At 69.6% G+C, this 20,095-nt stretch carries 19 protein-coding genes and 1 pseudogene; 3 read left to right on the plus strand and 17 right to left on the minus strand.

The features are described from left to right. Positions 1-849 (plus strand): annotated as a pseudogene (locus tag S2M10_RS17080) (hypothetical protein); the annotation flags it as partial. 18 nt (positions 850-867) lie between these two features. Here the strand turns inward: S2M10_RS17080 and S2M10_RS17085 are convergent. From S2M10_RS17085 to S2M10_RS17095, 3 genes are read right to left on the minus strand one after another with little or no spacing between them, the layout of a single operon-like run. After that, positions 868-3,129 (minus strand): tetratricopeptide repeat protein, encoded by a 2,262-nt coding sequence (locus tag S2M10_RS17085; RefSeq protein WP_168847136.1) that lies wholly within the window; start codon positions 3,127-3,129, stop codon positions 868-870. Beyond that, positions 3,126-4,280 (minus strand): polysaccharide biosynthesis/export family protein, encoded by a 1,155-nt coding sequence (locus tag S2M10_RS17090; RefSeq protein WP_168847137.1) that lies wholly within the window; start codon positions 4,278-4,280, stop codon positions 3,126-3,128. Before S2M10_RS17090 ends, S2M10_RS17085 begins: the two co-directional genes overlap by 4 nt. A 14-nt stretch (positions 4,281-4,294) precedes the next feature. Beyond that, positions 4,295-5,629 carry a glycosyltransferase family 1 protein gene (locus tag S2M10_RS17095; protein WP_348770625.1) on the minus strand — a complete coding sequence of 445 codons (1,335 nt, stop codon included), beginning with the start codon at positions 5,627-5,629 and terminating at the stop codon, positions 4,295-4,297. Positions 5,630-5,817: 188 nt separating this feature from the next. On the opposite strand from S2M10_RS17095, the gene S2M10_RS17100 reads away from it, so the two are divergent. Beyond that, a complete protein-coding gene (locus S2M10_RS17100) occupies positions 5,818-6,480 on the plus strand; it encodes an ATP-binding cassette domain-containing protein (RefSeq protein ID WP_168847139.1) in 663 nt (220 codons plus the stop codon). A 17-nt stretch (positions 6,481-6,497) separates the two neighbouring features. Here S2M10_RS17100 and S2M10_RS17105 read toward each other — a convergent pair whose 3' ends face one another. The 3 genes from S2M10_RS17105 to S2M10_RS17115 form a co-directional block, all read right to left on the minus strand. After that, positions 6,498-7,745: a glycosyltransferase family 1 protein gene (locus S2M10_RS17105; RefSeq protein WP_168847140.1), complete on the minus strand. Its 1,248-nt coding sequence runs from the start codon at positions 7,743-7,745 to the stop codon at positions 6,498-6,500. A gap of 207 nt (positions 7,746-7,952) precedes the next feature. After that, positions 7,953-8,327: an AraC family transcriptional regulator gene (locus S2M10_RS17110; protein ID WP_168847141.1), complete on the minus strand. Its 375-nt coding sequence runs from the start codon at positions 8,325-8,327 to the stop codon at positions 7,953-7,955. Between the two features lie 257 nt (positions 8,328-8,584). Continuing rightward, positions 8,585-9,193: a hypothetical protein gene (locus tag S2M10_RS17115; RefSeq protein WP_168847142.1), complete on the minus strand. Its 609-nt coding sequence runs from the start codon at positions 9,191-9,193 to the stop codon at positions 8,585-8,587. A gap of 174 nt (positions 9,194-9,367) precedes the next feature. Here S2M10_RS17115 and S2M10_RS17120 point away from each other — a divergent pair, with 174 nt between their 5' ends. Further along, positions 9,368-10,024, plus strand: a complete 657-nt coding sequence (locus S2M10_RS17120) for a cell wall hydrolase (protein WP_247650879.1) — start codon at positions 9,368-9,370, stop codon at positions 10,022-10,024. Here the strand turns inward: S2M10_RS17120 and S2M10_RS17125 are convergent. Genes S2M10_RS17125 through S2M10_RS23010 form a run of 11 tightly spaced genes read right to left on the minus strand, consistent with a single transcriptional unit; the run spans position 10,015 to position 19,722 of the window. Beyond that, positions 10,015-10,860, minus strand: coding sequence for a type II secretion system protein GspK (locus S2M10_RS17125; protein WP_168847144.1), 846 nt, complete (start codon positions 10,858-10,860; stop codon positions 10,015-10,017). The genes S2M10_RS17120 and S2M10_RS17125 overlap by 10 nt on opposite strands. Next, the gene (gene gspD / locus S2M10_RS17130; RefSeq protein WP_168847145.1) at positions 10,857-12,899 is read right to left on the minus strand and encodes a type II secretion system secretin GspD; all 2,043 of its coding nucleotides are present in this window, start codon (positions 12,897-12,899) and stop codon (positions 10,857-10,859) included. The genes S2M10_RS17125 and gspD overlap by 4 nt, the downstream gene beginning before the upstream one ends. A gap of 32 nt (positions 12,900-12,931) precedes the next feature. After that, a complete protein-coding gene (locus tag S2M10_RS17135) occupies positions 12,932-13,432 on the minus strand; it encodes a hypothetical protein (RefSeq protein ID WP_211091112.1) in 501 nt (166 codons plus the stop codon). Next, positions 13,392-13,940, minus strand: a complete 549-nt coding sequence (gene gspM / locus S2M10_RS17140) for a type II secretion system protein GspM (RefSeq protein ID WP_168847147.1) — start codon at positions 13,938-13,940, stop codon at positions 13,392-13,394. The genes S2M10_RS17135 and gspM overlap by 41 nt, the downstream gene beginning before the upstream one ends. After that, positions 13,940-14,923, minus strand: a complete 984-nt coding sequence (locus S2M10_RS17145; protein WP_168847148.1) for a PilN domain-containing protein — start codon at positions 14,921-14,923, stop codon at positions 13,940-13,942. The genes gspM and S2M10_RS17145 overlap by 1 nt, the downstream gene beginning before the upstream one ends. Beyond that, the gene (locus S2M10_RS17150; protein ID WP_168847149.1) at positions 14,920-15,612 is read right to left on the minus strand and encodes a prepilin-type N-terminal cleavage/methylation domain-containing protein; all 693 of its coding nucleotides are present in this window, start codon (positions 15,610-15,612) and stop codon (positions 14,920-14,922) included. Before S2M10_RS17150 ends, S2M10_RS17145 begins: the two co-directional genes overlap by 4 nt. Then, positions 15,609-15,986 (minus strand): type II secretion system protein, encoded by a 378-nt coding sequence (locus S2M10_RS17155; protein ID WP_168847150.1) that lies wholly within the window; start codon positions 15,984-15,986, stop codon positions 15,609-15,611. The genes S2M10_RS17150 and S2M10_RS17155 overlap by 4 nt, the downstream gene beginning before the upstream one ends. Next, entirely contained in the window at positions 15,983-16,396 is a 414-nt protein-coding gene (locus tag S2M10_RS17160; RefSeq protein ID WP_168847151.1) for a prepilin-type N-terminal cleavage/methylation domain-containing protein, read from the minus strand. Before S2M10_RS17160 ends, S2M10_RS17155 begins: the two co-directional genes overlap by 4 nt. Beyond that, positions 16,380-16,805, minus strand: coding sequence for a type II secretion system major pseudopilin GspG (gene gspG / locus S2M10_RS17165; RefSeq protein WP_168847152.1), 426 nt, complete (start codon positions 16,803-16,805; stop codon positions 16,380-16,382). Before gspG ends, S2M10_RS17160 begins: the two co-directional genes overlap by 17 nt. Then, the gene (locus tag S2M10_RS17170) at positions 16,802-18,010 is read right to left on the minus strand and encodes a type II secretion system F family protein (RefSeq protein WP_168847153.1); all 1,209 of its coding nucleotides are present in this window, start codon (positions 18,008-18,010) and stop codon (positions 16,802-16,804) included. Before S2M10_RS17170 ends, gspG begins: the two co-directional genes overlap by 4 nt. Then, the gene (locus tag S2M10_RS23010) at positions 18,010-19,722 is read right to left on the minus strand and encodes a GspE/PulE family protein (RefSeq protein ID WP_282098061.1); all 1,713 of its coding nucleotides are present in this window, start codon (positions 19,720-19,722) and stop codon (positions 18,010-18,012) included. Before S2M10_RS23010 ends, S2M10_RS17170 begins: the two co-directional genes overlap by 1 nt. Positions 19,723-20,095 lie beyond the last annotated feature (373 nt).

The raw sequence follows: 20,095 nt of genomic DNA on the forward strand, positions 1-20,095 counted from the left end.
GTCCCCGCCGCCCCCCTGCCGGCCCCCGCAGCCGCCGAGGTGCCGCGCGCCGAAGCTTCGGGCGAGCAGCAGGACGACATGTCGCCCCCGGGCTCGTGCACCCGGCTCGACGAACACCCGATCGTCGCCAACGCCACGCGGGGCGAGATCCTGCTGCTCCAGTCGAGCGACGCGGAGGTCTACGCTCCGATGCTGGCGCAGAGCGCGCGCACGACGAGGCGCTACGCCGAACGCCACGGCCTGCATTATCGGTCGTTCCTCGGCATCAAGCGGGGCTGCCTGCCCTGGCATGCGAGCTACAACCGCATCGACCTGCTGATGGACCTGATCCGCAGCGACTTCCAGGGCTGGGTCTTCTACGTCGATGCCGATGCGTGGATCGCCGACCTCGATTTCGATCTTCGCGCCTATCTCGCCGACAAGCAGCATCGCGCCCTGATCGCCGCGCCGGCGGGCCATTATCGCGATCAATATTGGAACGTGAACAACGGCGTGATGCTGTTCAACCTCGCGCATCCGTTCGCGCGCGCGCTGATCTGCGAATGGGAACGGTTCCTGTCACGCCACGATCTTGCCGCCGAGGCCATTACCTGGAACGGCGAAGTCGTGGACGATCAGGGCATGTTCCACCAGATCCTCGACAAGCTGCCCTATGCCGCGGACTATATCCATATCGAGAACAAGGAGTTGCTGAACTCGCCCTGGGCCCGTTTCACCCGACACGCGATCCGGGCCGAGCACCAGGACTTCGCCGCGCGCCTTGCCCTGGTGACGGCCGAAGTCGACGCCGCGCTGGCCGGGCTCGATGCCGACGCCCCTGCGGAGGCAAGCACGCCCGCCATGGCGTAGGCGCCTGTCGCCGCACCGCTAGGAACGCGGATTGGTGATCAGGAAGGTGCGGATCCGTTCCCAGGGCTGCGCCCAATATTCGAACAGATAGGCACCATCGAACCCGTAGGGCGGCTGGGCGAGATCGAGGCAACGGAACTCGCCCGGCCGGACATCGACATTGCGATGCGACTCAATCTTCTCGAACGAATTGGTGAGCAGCACGAAGCGATAGCGCCCGAACACCTCCGCCCGGAAGCGGGCAATCTCGGCGTCGGGCAGATGCTGCAGCACGTCCTTCATGACCAGCAGGTCGGCTGGCGGGAGCGTGGTCAGGTCCTCTGGCATCACGTCGAAGCGCACCGTGTCGCTGCCGAACCGCCGCCGATTGGCCTCGATCAGCCGCGCGACCACGTCGAAGCCGTGATAGACGATTCCGTCGAGATGAAGGAAGCGGCTGAACTGCCAGTCGCCGCAGCCAATATCGATGATCGAGCCGACCTCGTTCATCCGGAAGAAGCGTTCGAGAAACGCGCGATACTCGATCGTCCAGCCGGGATAGGATCCCGGCCCGGATCCGTTGCCCCAGCTCTCACGGTCGTAGATCGCATCGAACGCGCTAGTTCCGCCCTCCACTACCTGCTCCTTCGCCCGTCGCCAATTGCCCGTCGCGGTCTTCTTGTACGCCAGCGAGTCCATGCCCACCGCGAAGCCACGATATTGGCGGGTGGTGAGGAAGACCGCCTCACTCCATTCGGCTGGCGCCTCCGCCAGCCAGCGCGCGACGGCCCGGGTAATCATGCCGGGTCCGGTGGTGTGCCAGATATCGGGGGTGATGCCTGCCGCATGAGCACGTTCGATGCCCTCGATCATTTCCGCCAGCGCGGATTGCAGTACCGCCTGCCCCGGGGCTGCCGCGAGGAACCAGTTATGGACATAGGGCGCCACATCGCCGGAAAGCGACGCGGCGAACCGCGCACCGCCGATCGCCGCCGCCAGTTCGCCCAACGGCCGGGCGCACGCGTCGTCGGCATCGACATAGAAGCCGCCCCTGGCAGCCAGATAGGCGACGCGGAAGAAATCCGCCTTCATCGCGGCGTGGTGGCAGCGATCGAACGCGCCCGCCGCAGCCGCGCCATGCGTCTCCAACAGGAAGGCACGCGCCGCGGCTTCGCTGAACAGCCGGTGTTCGAAGCCGGGATTGCGCTCCTGCCACGTCGCGATCGCCGTCGCGACATCGTCGGGCACGGTCTCGCTATCCCAGAACTGCACGATCACCGGCGGAATCGCGCCGTTGGACGGCTGCTGACCCGCGCCGTCGTCGTGGAACAGGCGCAGCCGTCCCATCCCCGCCGTCGCGCGCAGCAGCAATGCGGCGGCGCCGGTATCTTCGGTCGTCGGCATCCAGCCGCGCGCAAAGGCGAGCAGATCCTCCCAGCGCCGCGCGGCAAGCAGCAGCATTCCATAGGCTTGCGGGTCCACCGCCTTCCCCGCTTCCGCATGCGGCAGCGCGCGGTCGAGATCCCCATGCTCGAAGCAGAGCCGGCCGAGCGCCGCGGCATAGGCAGCGTTGCCCTCGAACCCCGCACCTGCCTCTGCCAATTGGGTCAGTGCCTTCGCCACCCCCTCGGTCTGCACGGTCGCCTGCACCCGCAGAAGCAGCGCCTCGAGATCCTCCGGATCCTCGCGCAGCAGCCGCTGGCAGATTTCCACCGTCGCCGGCGCATGCGCCAGGCCGAGGAACAGGCGCGCCAGTTCCAGCGCCTGCGGCCGTTCCAGCGGCACGCCGCGCGATGCCCGCAGCGCAGCCAGTTGCCGGGCTCGTGCTTGCGCCTGGGCAAAGGCAGTGCGGGCACGTTCGCGCGTGCTGCTCCACCAGCCGGGCAGATCGTTCGCCATCGGCTCGACCACCGCGGCCGCGGCCTCCCAGCGGCCGAGCGCGAGCAGCCCGTTGGCAAGGTTGATCGCGCATTCGCCGTCCTCAGCGTCCAGCGCCCGCGCGGCCCGGAACAGCGCCACGCCCGCCATGGCCCGACCGAACGACATGGCGATCGATCCGAGGTGAAAGAGGATGCGCGCATTGCCGGGAGCCAGTGCGCGCGCCCGCTCCAACGCATCCTGTGCCGTCGGAAAATCGGAAAAATCGAGGTGGAGCAGACCCTTTTGCAACCAGGCCTCGGCATCGCCGGGGTCACCGGCAAGGAGCTGGTCGTACAGCGCGAGCGCGCCGGTCACCCGCCCCTGCTGCGCGAGAATCTGGGCGCGCGCGTGCAGCGCGCTGCGGTCATTCAGAGCATTCATCGGCTCAACTCGCGAAACGTGAAGAAGGGGGAAAACAGCTGGTTGATGATCTGGACCAGCTTGCTCGCCTGGTTGGATCGGGCATTGGCGATGTAGATCACGTCGCCGTTCCGCATCGCGAAACGCTGCGAGAGAAAATAGCTCTCCGGACGGAGCAGGTTCAGCCGGTAGATGATCGGCGTGGGCGCCGCGCCGTTTGGCGGGGTCGACCAGCGAAACACGAACACGGCACTCGCATCGGCCTGGCGGTCCGATGGGCCGCCGGCACGCGCCACCGCCTGCGCCAGGGTGAGCGTGCGCATCTGGAACGGTATCTCCGACACCTTGTCGCTGGCCCCGAACACCGTGAAGCTCTGCAGGCGCGACAGCAATTCGATGCGATCGCCGGGAAGCAGCACCACGTCGTCGGGCGAACCGGCGAGCAGCTCGTCCAGCCCGATCTCGGCACTTTGCCCCCGTCGGGTGAGGCGCACCGTCGTATCCTGCGGTGCGCCCGTGGTGCCGCCGGTCAAGGCGATGGCGTCGAGCAGATGTTCGCGCACCAGCGACAGCGGCACGCGCCCCGGCGTCTTCACGCCGCCGAGCACGAACACGGCATTCGCCATGTTTTCCCGCACCGCCACCTGGACCTGCGCATGCTCCGACAGGCCGCGGAGCCGCGCGAGAATGGCCTGGGCGATCGCCTGGGTGGTCTGGCCCTCGGCCAGGATGCGACCTGCATAGGGTACGACGATGCTGCCGTCCCGCGCCACGGGAATGGGCGGCAGGGTGGTGCCGGCGGCGGTGGGCTGCGCCGACGTGCCCGACAGGCCGGCGGCAGTCGCAGGGGCGAACAGCGTCGATCCGATCTCGAACACCGAGACCTGCAGCACATCGCCCGGGCCGACCCGGTCGATATCGCCATCGGCGCGCAGATCCGCCGGCCGCCCCGCTGCCGTCACCGCCGGCGCACGCATCTCGGGAAGCGTCGTGGCGTCGAGGTCGATCAGGGTCGCGGGCAGCCGTGCATCGTCCTGCGTCGCCGACAGGACCTGCAGGCGGGTCGGGCCGCTCGACGGCAGGCTGCTGCATGCGCCCGCGGCCAGCGGGAGCGCCGCCGCGGCGAACGCGCGCCATGCGCGGAGACGAAACGGAAGGACCAAGGCATCCATGCTCCGGGTGCTTTCTATCGGGAAAGGGTGGACGCCCCGCCGCGCGGCGGCAGGACCGATCGGTACAGCGCGGCGAGACGGTCGCCGAAGGCCGCGTCGGAAAAGCCCGCGGTCTGAAGCGGACCGGCAGCGGCGAGCCGCGCGCGCAGGTCGGCATCGGTGTCCAGCGTGCGGATCGCCGCCGCCATGGCGTTCACGTCATAGGGATCGACCAGCAGCGCCGCGCTCCCCGCCACTTCGGGCAGCGACCCGGCGGTCGAGGTCATCACCGGCACCCCCCGTGCCAGCGCCTCCACCACCGGCAGCCCGAAGCCCTCGTACAGCGAGGGAAACAGCACCGCGCGCGCGCCGGCGATCAGCACGTCGAGCATCCGGCGCGGCAGGTAATCGAGCTTGCGGATGCGCGCCGCGCCGGAAAGCGTCTGCGATCCCGGCGCGCCGAGCAGGCGGAGCTCGTTTTCCGATCGCCAGCCGCGGCCACCCACGATCACCAGCGGCGTGGTGACCTCGCTCGCGAGATAGGCCTCGATCAGGCGCCCGACATTCTTTTTCGGCTCGATCGCCCCGAAATACAGGAAATAGCCGGCGCGCTCGAGATCGAACAGCGCGCGCAGGCGGGCCGACACCATGTCGGGCGACAGCTGCGGGATGGGATCGATCGCCTGGTAGCAATTGACCACCCGCGCCGGATCCGCCCCCAGAAACGTGACGATGTCCTGCCGCGATGCCTCGGAAACGGTACAGATCCGGGCACCCTGCCGCACGCAGGCACGCAGCATCCGATCGTGCAGCCGCTTGTTCTCCAGGCTGGTATGCGGCAGCCGCAGCGGTACGAGATCGTGGATCGTGTAGAGGTTGACCGCGCCGGCCAGCCGGATCGGCACCGGGTAGGACCAGTGCATGATCGCCGGCGGCGCCGCCATCTTCACGGTGAGGAACTGCCGGTAGCGCCGGAAATGCCGCCCGGCGACGGCCCATAGCGAGCCGAAGCTGGTCAGTCGGGAGAAGGGCGGCATGCGCTCGGCAAAGGCCGCCGCACTCACCCGCCCGTTTACCGGCACCTCTACCATGTGGCGCGGCATCGGCGACGCGAGGATCCGTCCGCGCTTGGGCATGCTGCCGCCGGCGGACACGTCCGGCGCATCGTCGCGGCCCAGTTCCGCGAAGAACAGCGTCTCGCGCAACGCCATCGGCGCGTGGCGATGGACCGGCAACCCGAAGAGCAGGTCCGGCGCACGGCCGAGGCCCGCGACCGTGCGCGCCAGCGTTCGCGCATAGGTCGCCACACCCGTCCCGCGCTGCAATGCGAGATTGAGGCCGTCAATACCGATATGAAAGGGCTCGCTCACCAACCACAACTCCATTGCCGGCCGGATTGTACCTAGACTGTAAATCTCTATATAACACACAATAATCCATGTGCTAGATCGAGATGATATTACAACAACATCGCGTAGTACTTACAAAATATGATTGCAGATCAATTTGTATCGATATATGATACTGCATCTATTGTTAATATCTGCCGGGAATCACCATGATAACCTTTAGGAACGTCTCGATGGCCTATCACATCCGGCGCTTCCGCAAGGAGGTGCTGCAGGATCTCAGCTTCGTCGTGCCGCCACGTTCGGCCTTGGGCATTTGCGGTGCGAACGGCGCCGGCAAATCCACGCTGCTCCGCCTGATGGCCGGGGTGGAGTTTCCCACCGGCGGCTCGATCACGCGGACGATGAGCGTCTCGTGGCCGATCGGCTATGCGAGCGCCTTCCAGGCCAGTCTCACCGGCGCCGACAATGTCCGCTTCATCGCGCGGATCTATCGCCGGCCGGAGCAGGAAATGCTCGATTTCGTGGAGGATTTCGCCCAGCTCGGGCCGTATCTCTGGCAACCGATCAAGGCCTATTCCGCTGGTATGCACGCCCGGCTCGCCTTCGGGCTCAGCCTGGCGATCGATTTCGAATGCTATCTGGTCGACGAGGTCGCCGGGGCGGGCGACGAACGGTTCCAGCAACGCTGCCATGCAGAGATCGAACGTCGCCGCGACCACGCCGCGATGGTGATGGTGTCCCACGCGTCGGAGCTGCTGCGCGCCTATTGCCGGACCGGCGCCGTGCTGCGCGACGGGCGGCTGGAGTTTTTCGACACGATCGACGAGGCGATCGAGCGGCATCGCGACTATCAGCGCCTGCCCGCCTGAGCGCGCAACCCGCATCCTCACGCCGCGCACCCCGGCGCGGCCAGCGCATCGGCATAGAGCGCGCGCAGCCGCCGGGCATAGACGTCCTGCCCGAACATCTTGCCGCGGGCGAACCCCGCTTCGCGCAAGCGCCCGCACAGCACATCGTCCGTGTCGAGACGGCCAATTCCCTCGGCGAGGGCCGCCACGTCCTGCGGATCCACCAGCAACGCCGCCTGCGCCGCGACTTCGGCAAGCGCGCCGCGGTCCGAGGTCAGTACCGGGCAGCCGAGCACCATCGCCTCCGCCACCGGCAGGCCGAAGCCTTCGGCCAGCGACGGAAACAGCAGCGCGCGGGCCCGGCGCATCAGCGCCAGCAGCTCGGGCCGCGGAAGCCAGGGCAGCCGCACCACCCCGGGCTGCCGCCGGAGCAGTGTTTCCAGCGCCTCCTCGCCCGGCACTTCCGGCCCGACGATGACAAGGTCCTGGGCGGTGCCGCTGCGCGCATGCGCCTCCACCAGCCGCGCCAGGTTCTTCCGGCGCTCCACCCGCCCGCAGAACAGGAAGTAGCGGCCCGAGCGCAGCGCTCCCGGCAGGGGCGGATCGGTCTGCAGCGGCGCGTCGACTCCCTGATAAGTGTTGATCACCCGCGCCGGCGGCATCGCCAGATGCGCGACGATCTCGCGACGGACGCATTCGGATACCGTGACCACGGCATAGGCGTTGCGGACCACCTCCCGCAGGATCGCGCGGTGCCGCGCCGGGTTGATCGTGCTGAGCTGCGGATTGGTGATCGGGATTAGATCGTGCACCGAGTAGAGGTTCCGCGCCCCGGCGACATAGAGCGGCAGCGGATAGGTCCAGTGCATCACCTGCGGCGGCGTCGTCATCTCGATGCGCAGCGCCCGGCCGTGCAGGTTGAAGAACACCTGCGCCTCGCGGAACACGTCGCGGACGATCCATTGTGCGGGCGCTTCATCCTCGCCCCCGTTTTCGGGCGCTGCCTGGCGGGGACCGGCGCGGGTTGCCGCCATCCAGCGGTGGAGCCGGGCACGTGCGCCGTCGTCCCCGCCATCATCCAGCAGCAGCGGCGCGGCGCCCGCATCCGGCAGGCTCTTTGCCAGCATCCGTGCATAGGTGGCGACTCCGGTGCCCGCCGCGTCCTGCAGCACGCGGCTGTCCAGACAGACCTGGACGGGCGCGCCATGCGACGATTCCACGTGGCGCACATAATGCGGATCGTACAGCGCGCGCAGTCGCTCCAGATTGGAGGAAGCGCTCGTCATCGCGTCCCGGCGGCCCGCGACGCCCGGGTCGCCCCTCCCACCATAGCCGGGAGGCGGCGGCCGCGATGCGATCGCAAACTTACGAGTTGGACGGACATCCCGACGCGATCACCCCTGGAAGACGCGTGCCGGCCATAACGGACCGTCCGGGGGTACCCCCTAGGCGATTCCACAGGGGCGAAGGATTTCGTCGGCCGTGACGCAGCTTCAGGCGACGGGCGCCCCGCCCTTCTTCAGGTTCCTGCGCCAGCGGCCGGGCGAAATGCCGATCACGCGCGTGAACGCCTTGGTGAAATGGCTCTGGTCCGCAAAGCCGCAGGCGGTCGCCACCTTCGACAGCGGGACCGCCCCGTCGTGCAGCAATTTCATCGCGCGGGCGATTCGGCGCTGCATGTACCATTTATAGGGCGAGATGCCCTCGGCTTCCCGGAAGCCGCGGATGAAATGATTTACCGACATGTCCAGCCGGTCCGCGATCTCCGTCAGCATCACCCGTTCGGGACGATTGGAGTCCATCATCTCGCATGCCAGCCGGATCTGCCAGGGCGCCAGCTGCGCCCTTGGACGGCGCGGTTGGGGCATGTTTTCCGCTACAGGCGGCGTCTCCGGCCCGGCGGGCCGCACCGGAAGTGAAAAGGGCTGCTCAGAACGTTCGTCCAGGCAGGCCAAGACTTGCACTACCCCTTCCATCCGCATCTCCCCGACGAGGGGACGCGCTCCGCCTTCCGGCACGCGGGCATCGGGGCGAGCTTTCCTGCCTCACCCAATAGACACGTCGGGGAGGGGAATCTGGCAGCATTGCCCGCCCTTTTCGGGGTCCATTTCGCAGCTATGCGCCGTCAGCCCCCGGCCGACTGCTCGGCAGCCGCGCCGAGCGTGACCGCACAGACACCGGCATACAGATGCGCACGATCGAAGGTCATCCCGTCGGTGGCGGCGGTCATGAACAGATTGACGCTTCCGCGGGCCGCATCGAAGCCGTCGAGCACGATCAGGTTGGACGCGGTTGCCGAGATCGGAGTGGCCATTTCCACGCGCTCCGGCCAGTAATCAACCACCCGCAGGAACGGCTTCGCGCGTGCGCCGGCGGACAGGCCATCCGCATCGTCGAGAATCCGGGTCTTCGCATCCACCGGCTCGGGTGCGGCCAGGGCGCTCGGCGGCGGACCGGTGCGGACCGGGGTCGCGGCCAGGAAGAGCCGGAAGCGATGACGGCCTTCGAAGCGATAATCCGCCGGACCCTGGTTTTTGCCCGGATCGAAATTGGTGATCCGGCCCAGCGTGCAATCGAGCAACCGCGCCGGAATCGTACCGGCCGGATCCGCCGTCGCCGCGGAGGTTGCGCCTGTCGATGCCGTGCGTTCCTCAGGCTTGCGTCCCGGCACCAGCAGAAATGCTCCCCCGCCGAGTGCGACGACGGCGGCGATGATTCCGATCTTTCCAAGCATTGCGGGCCCTCCTTCAGGGAAGACGCGCTAGACAGCGATCTTTGCAACCATGCGAAGCGGCAAATTTTGTCATGGTTTCTGACAAAATTCATCGCGCCGTCGTCGATTGGCGCCGCGCCTTCGGTGTAGGTACTTGCCTATCGGGGAAAGCGGGAGCGGATGGGCAGGTTCAGGATGGTACCACGGCGCGGCAGCGGGGGCACCACGCCGGCAGGGTTCTCCCTGCTGCTGCGCGTCGCGGCGGCCGCACCGGTGCTGCTTCAACCGTCCCCTATCGCCCAGGCGCAGGAGCGGGGGGCCGGCGCCTCCGCAGTGCAGCCGCAGGACGTCGAGTGCCTGGCCACCGCCATCGCCTATGAGGCCGGCTTCGAACCCGTGGAGGGGCGCCGCGCGGTGGCGGAAGTGGTGTTGAACCGCGTCCGCGCGAAAGGCTTCCCCAAAACGGTTTGCGAGGTCGTGTATCAGGGGTCGGCACGAAAGACCGGATGCCAGTTTACCTTTACATGCGACGGCGCGCTGCGGCTGCGGCTGCCCGCGCAGGTACTGGCCGAGGCTCGCAGCATCGCCGCCGCGGCGCTCGCGGGCGGATCGCCGCCGCTGGTGGCGGGAGCGACGCATTATCACGCCGCCTATGTCAGTCCGCGCTGGGCACCGTCGCTCGCTCGGATCACGCAGATCGGCGCGCACATCTTCTATCGCCGCCAGCATGCCGGCGCGTTGCCGCCCATGGCGCAGATGACGCCGGCGGTGCGGCCGGCCGCCGCCGCCCCGGTCCGGCCATTTGCTCCCTGGGGGCTGGCGCCGCCGGCCGCCCTGCCCCCTCAATCATAGGCTCGGACGAAATAGGGCCGCGCGTCCTGCCCGGTGAGTTCCACAAGCACGCGACGCACTGCCCGCGCGCCGTCCGGCAGGCGTGCCTCCACATCGATCGCGATCGGCTGGCGCAGCAGCGTGGCGGCATCGGCGAAGCGCAGCGCCTGGCGGTCGCCGGCCCGCTCGCGCGCGCGGTCGATCACCGCCGGGCTGGCGTCGCCGCCGTCCAGCATCACCGCCAGTGCCGCCGGACTGGCGAAATCCGGTCGAAAGCCGCCCGTCCGGCCCACTGTGGTGAGGATCGGGCGCAGCCGCTCGACCAGCGCGGCGTTGAACCCGCGGATCAGGGCAAGCTCGTCGATCGTCGCCAGCGGACCGTTGGCGGGTCCGCGGCCGAGCGCGGCATAAAAGCCGTCCTCGGCACCGAAGGGACGCGGATCGCGATCGACGTCGAGCCAGTCGAGCAGCGAGTCGCGCGCGATCGACAGCCGCTCGCCGCGCAGCCCGCCCTGTTCGAGCAGGCGGGTCAGCTGCATCTCGTTGAGGATGTCGACGGGCACCTTGCCGCGTTCGTCCTCCACCCGCACCTGCAGAACGGCATCGTGGAAGCGGGTGCGCCGGGTGCGCCCGTCGGGGCTCCAGCCCTCGCCCTCGCGGCCGGCCAGCAGATGGCGGATCGCCAGCGCGACACCGGCATCGGCGGCGGCGGCGGCGCGCAACTGCGCTTGCTCGCCGCGAACATCGGCGATGGCCACGCGCGCGGCGGAGAGCACGGTCAGCGCCATGGCGGCGAACACCGCGATGCTGGCCACGGCGGCGACCAGCGCATAGCCCTGCTCGCCCGTCGGCCTCACGGGATACGGCCTTCGGTGCGGAACGGCTCCAGCGTACGCAGCTTGGCGCGCAGTTCCTCCGTCACCGCATGCCCGTCGTCGACGGTGCGGATGACGTGCGGCTTCATCAGCACGATGAGTTCGGTGCGGTTCTGGCCGTTGCTGTGGCTGCCGAACAGGCCGCCGATCACGGGAATGCGCGACAGCAGCGGCACGCCGTTCTTGCCGATCGTGCGCGCGTCGCGGAACAGCCCGCCCAGCGCGATCACCTGCCCGTCCTGCACCGCCACCGATGTGGAGATGCGCCGCGTGGAAATGGTCGGCGAACTCAGCCGGGTGGAGGCGGCGGTGGCGCTGGTGTTCACGTCGCTGACCTCCTGGGCGATGTCGAGCAGCACCAGCCCGCCCGCATTCACTCGCGGCGTCACCTTCAGGATCACGCCGGTATCGCGATATTCGATCGAGTTGACGATCGGCGCGTTCGGATTCTCGACGCTCACCGCATTGCCCGACGAGATCGGCACCTGATCGCCCACCTGCAGCGCCGCGGTCTGGTTGTTGAGCGTGATCAGCTTGGGCGCGGAAACCACCTTCACATTGGTGCGCTGCTCCAGCGCGTTGAGCGCGGCGGACACGCTGTTGCCCGCGAGGAAATAGGAAAATCCGGCCTGGCTCGGCCCCGCCGGCATGTTGGCGCCGTCGGTCACGCGGAAAGTGCTGTCGCCGGTCAGCCAGTTCCATTGGACGCCGTAGCGCAGCGTGTCGGTAAGCGTCACCTCGGTGATCGCGGCCTCGATCATCACCTGGTAAGGCGGCAGGTCGAGCTTGCGCAACGCCGACTCCACCATCGCATAGTCGCGCGGCGTGGCGTAGACGACCACCGCGTTGTTCACCTCGTCGGCGGTGATCTTCGCCGTGCTGCCGCCCCCGCCGCTTGCCTCGGTGCCTGCTTCCGCGCCGGCACCCTGCCCCGGGGGCACGGCAGCGGGTACGGCGGGCGCGCTGAGCCCCGGCCGGCTGTTCGCCGCATCCCCCGGGCGAGTGACGGTTCGGCGCTCGCCGGTAGCGAAGGGATCGCTGCCGCCGCTGTCGAACCCGTCGTCCTCTGCGCCGCCGCTGCCAAAGGCGCGGTTGAGCGTACGGGCGAGATCGCGCGCCCGGCCGTTCTGCACCCGATAGACGAAGATGCGGCGCTGCGCGCTCTCCCCCTCCCGATCGAGAATCTCCACCCATTGGCGGACTTGGTCGAGATATTGCGGCTGCGCGCTGATCGCCAGAATGCCGTTCAGCCGCTCCATCGTGATCAGCCGCACCAGCCCGCGCGTCGGTGCATTCTCGGCGTTGATCAGCTTGTCCAGTTCCGGCGCGATCAGCCGGCCGTCGGTACGTTCGGGCACGAACAGCGCGAAGCTCATGTTGCGCAGCCAGTTCACGTCGAACTGCTCGATCAGCGCGCGCGCCGCGTTGCGCTGGCCGGTCGTGCCGGCGATGGTGATGCGGTTGCCGGGGCCGTCCACCGCGGTGACGATGCCGGGCAGGGCGCCGTCCAGCACCTTGCGGATCTCCTCGGCATTGGTGAAGCGCAGCGTCAGCACCTCGGTGCCGAAGCCGATACCCTGCGGCGAGACCGGCGCCTGCGCCGCCGCCACCGGCCGGACGACATAGCCGCCGCCCTGCTGCACCAGCCCGAGATTGGCGGCGCGCAGGGCCGCCTCGAACAGGCCGATCAGCTCCGACCGCGCAACCGGCCCCGGCGTCACCAGCGACACCTGCGCCTGCACCGCCGGATCGACCGCGATGGCGATGCCGGTCAGTTCCTGCACCGTCGTCGCGACGCTGCGCACCTCCGCGCCGGGCAGCGTGATCGCAATGTCGCCGCGGCGGGGTGCGGGCGGCGGCGGCGGCGACCCGGGCGCCGCCGCCGGATCGCCGGGAAGGATGGTGGCGCGCACCTGCGGCGCCGCCCGCTCCGCCTCTGCGACGATGGCCGGCGCCTGCGGCACCGCGATCGGCTGGGGGGGACGCTGCTGCGTACATCCACTCAGCGCAAGCGCCGCCACGGTTCCAATCGGGAGAGTCCGGCCGCGCGCAATCATTGTGGTTCTCCTGTTGTGCCCGCAGGCGGCGGCGTCACCCGACCGCCAAAGGGCACGATGGCCTTGTCCGTCCCGCGCGCCAGGCGCACCGCGTTCGCCTCGATCGCCACCAGCCGCCAGCCGGCAACCATCCGACCCGGCGCCACCCGCGCGATCCGCCCATTGGCGCCCTGGACCAGTGCGGCGCGGGCACCCCGCACCGCGATCGATCCGAGCACGACCGGCCCGGCCACGGCGGTGCCGCCTGCCGGCACCGGCGGCGGCGGCGTGAACAACCCCGACCGGGCGGCCATGCCGATCGGCGGAACGGCAGGTGCCGGCAGCACCGTGCCGTCCGCCCTGCGCCCGCCCGGAAGCGGTCCTGCCGGCGGCAGGTCGTCGTCCGCGGGAACCGCGAGCTGGAACGCCAGCGCCGCCGCCAGCGGCAGCGTGAGCAGCAGCGGCAGGCGCGACTGCCTATCGAAGCGCAGCGGCGCGGAGCGGAACCGAGACATCAAGATCGACATCCAGAAGCGGGGTGGCACCGGCAGCACCTTCCTGCCCGGTAATGGAAAGGCTCTCGATCACCAGCCATGGCGGCTGGCGCTGCAGCAGGCCGAGCAGCGCGACCAGTTGCGGATAGGAACAGCGCACCACCGCGCGGACCCGCGCCCAGCCGGGGCGGCCCTCGGCATCCTCGCTCTCGCCGAGCGCGCCGCCGACCTGCGCCACGGCGCGCTGCAACCGATCGCGCAGCAGGTCGCGGCCGGCCTCGGCGGTCGACGCATCGGCGACATAGCCGGTCAGCGCCGCACGATCGCGCTCGGCCTGCCGGCGCAACCGCGGGATCGCCGCGATGGCGCGCAGATTGTGGACATAGCGCAGCTGCAGTCGTTCGCGCTCCGCCGCGCGTTGGGCGAAGCCGTCCAGAACGGGCTGCACCACCGCCAGGTGAAGCGCCGCGATCAGCGCGAACAGGATCAGCAGCGCGACCATGCGCCGCTCGCGCGCGGAAAGCGGGCGCATCATTGCCGCACCCGCGCCGTCAGGTCGAACGCGGCGGCGCCGGTGACGGGGTTCTGCGCGTCGTCGCCGTTCGACTGGACCTGGCGAAAGCGTCGGGTGGCGCGCAGTGCCGCCGCGACGTCCGCCCCCGTCGGCCGGTACCCGGTGAGCCGGACCTCGACGCCGTCCCAAACGAAATGCTGGAGCCAGGCTTGGTCGGGCAGCGCTTCCCCCGTCAGCGCCAGCACGCCCAGCACGTCGTGGCGCCGCCGTTCGGCCACCAGCGTCGCGGCGATGCGGCGGGCGGCATCCGCGCGGTGGCCGATCTGCTGGGCGATGGCCATGGCAGGCTGTTGCGCCTCGACCAGACCGCGCAGCCGATCGACCCGCGCCTGATCGCGCCAGATCGTCGCGGCGAGGACGAGGAACAGCAGGAAGCCGACCACCGCCCAGAGCAGCGGCGCGGCACTGCCCGGCCGCGGCAGCAGCCCCGCAGCCCGCAGGGCCGGGGCGAAATCGACGGCGCTGCCCGCCACCAGCACGCGCGCGGCGACCAGGCGATCGGCTTGCAGCGCCGGGGCGATCGTGCGGGCCGTCGCGATCGGCAGTCCCGCCACGGCGACCCGCATCTGGCCGGGCACACGGCCGGCGCCGATCGCCCGTCCTGCGACCAGGCCACCTTCCTCGCCGAACGGCATCAGCCGGTCGCCCTCGATCGCCAGCATCGCACGCAGGTCACGCGGCCCCGCAGCAGGGCGCTCGATGGTGCGCGTCAGTACCGCGTCCTCCGGCAGGACGACCGCGACACGGGCGCCCGCAGCGGCGCGGCCGGCCCGTTCGGGCACCAGCGCCGGGCCGCGCAGCCAGTAGCGGGGGAAGCGTCCGCCGCTACGCCATGCCGGCGGCACCATCGCCGCCAGCTCCCCCGTCCACCAGCGCCAGCCATCGGCCGCCATTCGGGCGAGCGTCGCCATATCGGCATCCAGAAGGCCGCGTCCGCTCATAGATTGCTCCCGCAATCGATCGCGCTGTCCGACGTGGTGCAACTCGTGTTCATCGTCGTCCCCGGTCGCACCAGCAGGTCGGGCCAGATCCGCGCATCGCCCGGTGGGAAATCGACACGCACCGCGATCAGCTGCGGCGGCTGGCCCCGCCCCCACCAGCGATCCTGCCAGGCGGGTGCGCCGCCGGTCGGCGGCACGCCGAAATAGCGCAGCGACAATCGTGTCACGCGATCGGCCAGCAGCGTTGCGCTCCAGCCCTCGACGCGCATTCCCTCGCGCCGCACATCGATCCGGCGCATGCCCGCGTCGAACAGGATCAGCCTGCCGTCGCTGGTGCGCTCCAGCTGATATTGATGCAGCGCGTCGGGCGCGTCGCGGTCCAGCGGCGCTGCGAAGAAGCGCACCCGCGTGCCCTCGCCTTCCATCCGCACCGTCGGTGCCATCGCGCGCGGATCGGTGATCGGCTTCAGTCGGGTCAGCGTGGCGCGCAACAGGCGCTGCGCGGAGACGACCTGATCGGCACCACCGCTCTCGCCGCGCAGCCGCAGCGCCGCCATGCCGGCGAAGTGCAGGCCGGACAGCAGCATCGCCGCGGCCATGCCGGTCAGCGCCAGTCCCACCAGCACTTCGATCAGCGTGAAGCCGCGCTCGCCGGGCGACGGCGCGTCGAAGGCGGTACGGCGAGTCATCGCGCCAGCCGCAGGGTGGTGACGCTGGTGAGCGGCCGGCCGGTCGCGGCATCCGTCACGCGAATCCGCAATTCCTGCAGGCGCGGCCCGGTGTCGCGGGCATTGTCCTGCTGCGTCCGCCGATCGATCCGCCACGCGAGCGGACCGCGCCGACCGGCATCCTGCAAGCCGGTGCCGGGTGACGGGACGCTCGCCTCCGCCAACAGCGACTGGGCCAGCAGCACCGCTTCGCGCCGCCGCGTCATCTCCTGCGCCAGGCGGAGATTGCGGGAAAGCGTGTCGAACAGCAGGCCGCTCATCACCGCGATCACCGCGAGCGACACCAGCACCTCGACCAGGCTGAACCCGTCCTCCCGGGTGGCGGCAGGGATCATTGGATGCGCTCCACCCGGCCGGTGCCGCCCGCGACCCGCCAGCGTCGCAGCATCCCGGCCCCCGCCAATGTCAGGTCGCCGCCCCGCGCGCTGCCGTCGGGGAAAAAGGCCACGCCATCGGCGGGGAGGCGCAGCGCCAGATCATCGGGCACGGTTTCCACCGTGTCGCCATCGGCAAGGCCATGCCCGTCGGGCGAGAGTCGCAGCCGTACCGCCTGGCCGCCGCCCACCGCATCCGCCCGCGCCGAGCGCAGTACCGCTTCGACGCGCATCGAGGCGTCGAGAAACGCCTGGCGCCGCAGCGCGCGCTCCAGCGATGGAAAGGCGATGGCGCTGATCAGTCCGGCGATGGCCAGCGTCACCAGCACCTCGATCAGCGTGAAGCCGGCGGGATTACCAGCTGCCGACATCCCGCGCCTCGCCGGTTCCGCCGGGCTGCCCGTCCGACCCGAGCGTGTAAACGTCCACATCGCCATGTTCGCCCGGCAGCCGCATCAGATAGGGTCTGCCCCAGGGATCAATCAGTGCGGTCTGCTCGGGCAGATAGGGGCCGTTCCAGCTCGGGACGTTGGCCGGCTGCTTCACCAGCGCCGGCAATCCTTCCTCCGGCGTCGGATAGCGCGAGGCATCCAGCTTGAACAGATTGAGCGCGGCGACGATGTTCTTCGCCTGCACCCGCGCCGATTGCGATTTGGAGCTGTCGAGATACTTGATCACCTGCGGGCCGACGATCGCCGCCAGCAGGCCCAGGATCGCCAGCACGACCAGCAGCTCCAGCAGCGTGAATCCGCTCGCGCCCTGCATGCTTCGCTTTTTCATGATGCCACCGCCAGATCGTTGAAGCCGAGAATGGCGGACATGATCGCGGCGATGATCGCCGCCACCGTCGCGCCCAGAAAGACCGTGATCGCGGGGGTGAGCACCCCGATCAGCCGCTGCAGCCGCGTCCGCACGTCGCGATCCAGCACATTGGCCAGCCGCGTCAGCATCATGCCGAGCTGCGAGGTTTCCTCGCCCGTCCGGAGGAAACCGATCGCCAGCCGCGGCAGCACGCCGGATGCGGCCAGCGGCGCGGTCAGCCCGCCGCCCTGCTTCACGCCCTGTGCGACACGACCGATCGCACCCGCCATCACCTGGTTGGCGATCGTCCGCTCGGCCAGTGCCAGCGCGCTCGTCAGGCCCACCTCACCCTCGAGCAGCGCGCCCAGCGTGCGGGCGAAGCGCGCTGTCTCGATCCGGCGCAGCAATTCGCCGAGCAGCGGCAGCGCCAGCAGGAGCCGATCGCGCGCCAGCCGCACCGACGGCTGCCGCATCGCTGCCGCCAGCCCCCCCAGTCCGAGGCCGATCGCCAGGAGCAGCATCAGGCCATAGCCCCGCACGAAGCGGCTCGCCCCCATCACCACCACCGTCGCTGGCGGCAGCTTGGCTTCGGCACCGGCGAACATGCTCTCGAACTGCGGCACGACGAACAGCAGCATCAGCAGCACCACGCCCAGCGCCACGACCAGCAGCGCGACCGGATAGATCATCGACGAAACCACCAGCCGGCGCAGGTCGGCCTCGCGCTCCAGCGTCTCGGCCAGGCGGGACAGTGCCTCGCCCAGCCGGCCATTGGCCTCCCCCGCCTCGGTCATCGCGATCGCAGTGGCGGAAAAGAGCGCGGGCTTCTGCGCCATCGCGCGGGAAAGCGGCGCGCCTTCGCGCACGTCGCGCAGGATATCGCTCAGATGCACCGCGATCCTGCGATCCTCGACATTCTCGATCGCCAGCGCCAGGGCACGATCGAGCTGCAATCCCGCCTCGACCAGCACCGCGAGCTCGGCAATGCTCGCCGCCCCCGCCGCCCGTCCGGAACCGCCCGGCGGACGGGTGCGGCCAGCGGCGTCGGCGATCTGCCGCACTTCGACCGGGGTCGCGCCGGTCCGGCGAAGCGCCTCGATCGCCGCGCCGCCGTCCGCCGCCTCGATCTGCCCGGACAGCGCGGCGCCGTCGCGCTTCAGCGCACGATATTGAAAGCGGGCCATCAGCCTTCCCCGCTCGCCACGCGCAGCACTTCCTCGATGCTGGTCAGCCCCTGCGCCGCCTTCGCGACGCCGTCGGCCAGCAGGCTGCGCATCCCGCCGGCTTCGGCCGCGGCGGCGATGTCCGGTGTGTCGGCGCGGTGGAGGATCAGCCGGCCGACCCGGGGATCGACCGCGAGAAACTCGAGCAGCGCCAACCGCCCGGCATAGCCGCTGTCGCCGCACGCCGCGCAACCGACCGGCCGGTACAGCTGCGCAACGCCCTGCGCGGCCAGCACCGGCTGCAGCGTCGCCGGCGCCTCGGCCGGCGCATAGGGGGCGCGGCAGTGCGGGCACAACCGGCGGACCAGCCGCTGCGCCAGCACACCGGTGAGCACCGATCCCAGCAGGAACGGCTCCACCCCCATGTCGAGCAGCCGCGAGACCGCGCCCGCCGCGGTGTTGGTGTGGAGCGTCGACAGGATCATATGCCCGGTCAGCGCCGCCTGTACCGCGATCTGCGCGGTTTCGGTATCGCGGATCTCGCCGACCATCATCACGTCGGGGTCCTGCCGCAGGAACGAGCGCAGCGCGGTACCGAAGGTGAAGCCGATCGCCGGGTTGACCTGCGTCTGCACGATGCCCGGCAGCCGGTATTCGATCGGGTCCTCCACCGTCAGCAGCTTGCGCTCGGGCCGGTTCAGTTCGGTCAGCGCGGCGTAGAGCGTGGTCGTCTTGCCGCTGCCGGTGGGGCCCGTCACCAGCACGATGCCGTGCGGCTGGGCGATCGCCGCGCGCATCCGCGCGATCAGATCGGCATCGAATCCCAGCGCGCCGAAGTCGAGCGCCAGCTTCGAGCGATCGAGGATGCGCATCACCACGCTCTCGCCATGGATCGAGGGCGCCGTCGCCACGCGCAGATCGATCTCGTGCCCGCGCACCGACAGCCGCAGCCGCCCGTCCTGCGGCAGCCGTCGCTCGGCGATGTTGAGGCTCGCCATCACCTTGATGCGCGACACCAGCGGCGCGCGCATCGCCGCGGGCATCCGCGCGGCCTCGCGCAGCATGCCGTCCACCCGCAGCCGCACGACCAATCCGTCGTCGCTCGGCTCGACATGGATGTCGGACGCGCCCGCATCCACCGCCCGCGCGATCAGCCGGTTGACCGCGCGGATCACCGGCGCGTCGCTGACCAGATCCTTGAGCCGTTCCAGATCGTCGCTGTCGATCGCGGCATCGGTTTCGTCCGCGCCGGTGTCGCGCGGGTGATAGAGCCGCTCGATCGCCGCATCGATGTCGCTCGGGCGCGCCAGCACCCGCTCCACCGCGCGACCGAACAAGAAGCCGAACGCCTCTTCGACAAAGGGGTCGAACGGATCGCACGCCGCCACCCGCACCCGCGCCGTGTCGCAGTCGATCGGCAGCGCGCGCAGATCGCGCAGGAAGGCTAGCGAGGGCGCCGCGCCCGCCACCGGCTGCCCCGGCATCGCCGCCGCCGCCACCACCGGCAGATCGGTCGCCCGCGCCATTTCCGCGAGCAGCCGGTCTTCGGACATCAGCCCCAGCCGGGTGATCACCGCATCCAGCCGCTCACCGCTTTCCGCGGAAATCAGCAGCGCGCGCTGCAGCGCCTCTTCGGACAGGCAGCGGCCGCCGCGCAGCATCGCCTCCAGCCCGTCGGGAACATCCGCCTCGGCACTGCCGGCAACAGCACCCGCCCCGGTCGCTGCCGGCATTTTGTCGTAGGATCTTCCAATACTCGCCCGTTCCGACATGCTATGCTAATCCGGACTCGTCGTAAAAGTATGACCGCCCAATATCCTTGCGCGCCCACAACAAAGAGCCCGATGTCGAGCACCCCTCCGTCGACCTAGCGCGCCAATACTACAATAACATTGCACGCGCGCACCGAGCGCCGCGCCAATTCGCCTGCCGCATCGCGACCGTCGACTATTGTAGATTCCTATTACAAAATCAGCCGTGACTTCAATTATCACAAAATTGTAATTTCAGCGCCCTACCCAGCATATGTCAGATGGCTTTCAGCCGAGTCTGACAATTTCTCGATGATCAGTCGGAAACGAACAATGATCATTTGTAGATGCTGCG

The organism is Sphingomonas sp. S2M10 (assembly GCF_012650175.1).
GTDB lineage: Bacteria > Pseudomonadota > Alphaproteobacteria > Sphingomonadales > Sphingomonadaceae > Sphingomonas.

Excerpts from the sequence above, each read along its gene's own strand:
- S2M10_RS17090 (WP_168847137.1), bottom strand. The coding sequence starts at position 4,280 with ATGGATGCCTTGGTCCTTCCGTTTCGTCTCCGCGCATGGCGCGCGTTC.
- S2M10_RS23010 (WP_282098061.1), bottom strand. The coding sequence starts at position 19,722 with ATGCCGGCAGCGACCGGGGCGGGTGCTGTTGCCGGCAGTGCCGAGGCG.
- S2M10_RS17085 (WP_168847136.1), bottom strand. The coding sequence starts at position 3,129 with ATGAATGCTCTGAATGACCGCAGCGCGCTGCACGCGCGCGCCCAGATT.
- S2M10_RS17100 (WP_168847139.1), top strand. The coding sequence starts at position 5,818 with ATGATAACCTTTAGGAACGTCTCGATGGCCTATCACATCCGGCGCTTC.
- gspM (WP_168847147.1), bottom strand. The coding sequence starts at position 13,940 with ATGCGCCCGCTTTCCGCGCGCGAGCGGCGCATGGTCGCGCTGCTGATC.
- gspG (WP_168847152.1), bottom strand. The coding sequence starts at position 16,805 with ATGAAAAAGCGAAGCATGCAGGGCGCGAGCGGATTCACGCTGCTGGAG.
- S2M10_RS17120 (WP_247650879.1), top strand. The coding sequence starts at position 9,368 with ATGGTACCACGGCGCGGCAGCGGGGGCACCACGCCGGCAGGGTTCTCC.
- S2M10_RS17170 (WP_168847153.1), bottom strand. The coding sequence starts at position 18,010 with ATGGCCCGCTTTCAATATCGTGCGCTGAAGCGCGACGGCGCCGCGCTG.
- S2M10_RS17150 (WP_168847149.1), bottom strand. The coding sequence starts at position 15,612 with ATGACTCGCCGTACCGCCTTCGACGCGCCGTCGCCCGGCGAGCGCGGC.
- S2M10_RS17155 (WP_168847150.1), bottom strand. The coding sequence starts at position 15,986 with ATGATCCCTGCCGCCACCCGGGAGGACGGGTTCAGCCTGGTCGAGGTG.
- S2M10_RS17115 (WP_168847142.1), bottom strand. The coding sequence starts at position 9,193 with ATGCTTGGAAAGATCGGAATCATCGCCGCCGTCGTCGCACTCGGCGGG.
- S2M10_RS17105 (WP_168847140.1), bottom strand. The coding sequence starts at position 7,745 with ATGACGAGCGCTTCCTCCAATCTGGAGCGACTGCGCGCGCTGTACGAT.
- S2M10_RS17145 (WP_168847148.1), bottom strand. The coding sequence starts at position 14,923 with ATGAGCGGACGCGGCCTTCTGGATGCCGATATGGCGACGCTCGCCCGA.
- S2M10_RS17110 (WP_168847141.1), bottom strand. The coding sequence starts at position 8,327 with ATGCCCCAACCGCGCCGTCCAAGGGCGCAGCTGGCGCCCTGGCAGATC.
- S2M10_RS17160 (WP_168847151.1), bottom strand. The coding sequence starts at position 16,396 with ATGTCGGCAGCTGGTAATCCCGCCGGCTTCACGCTGATCGAGGTGCTG.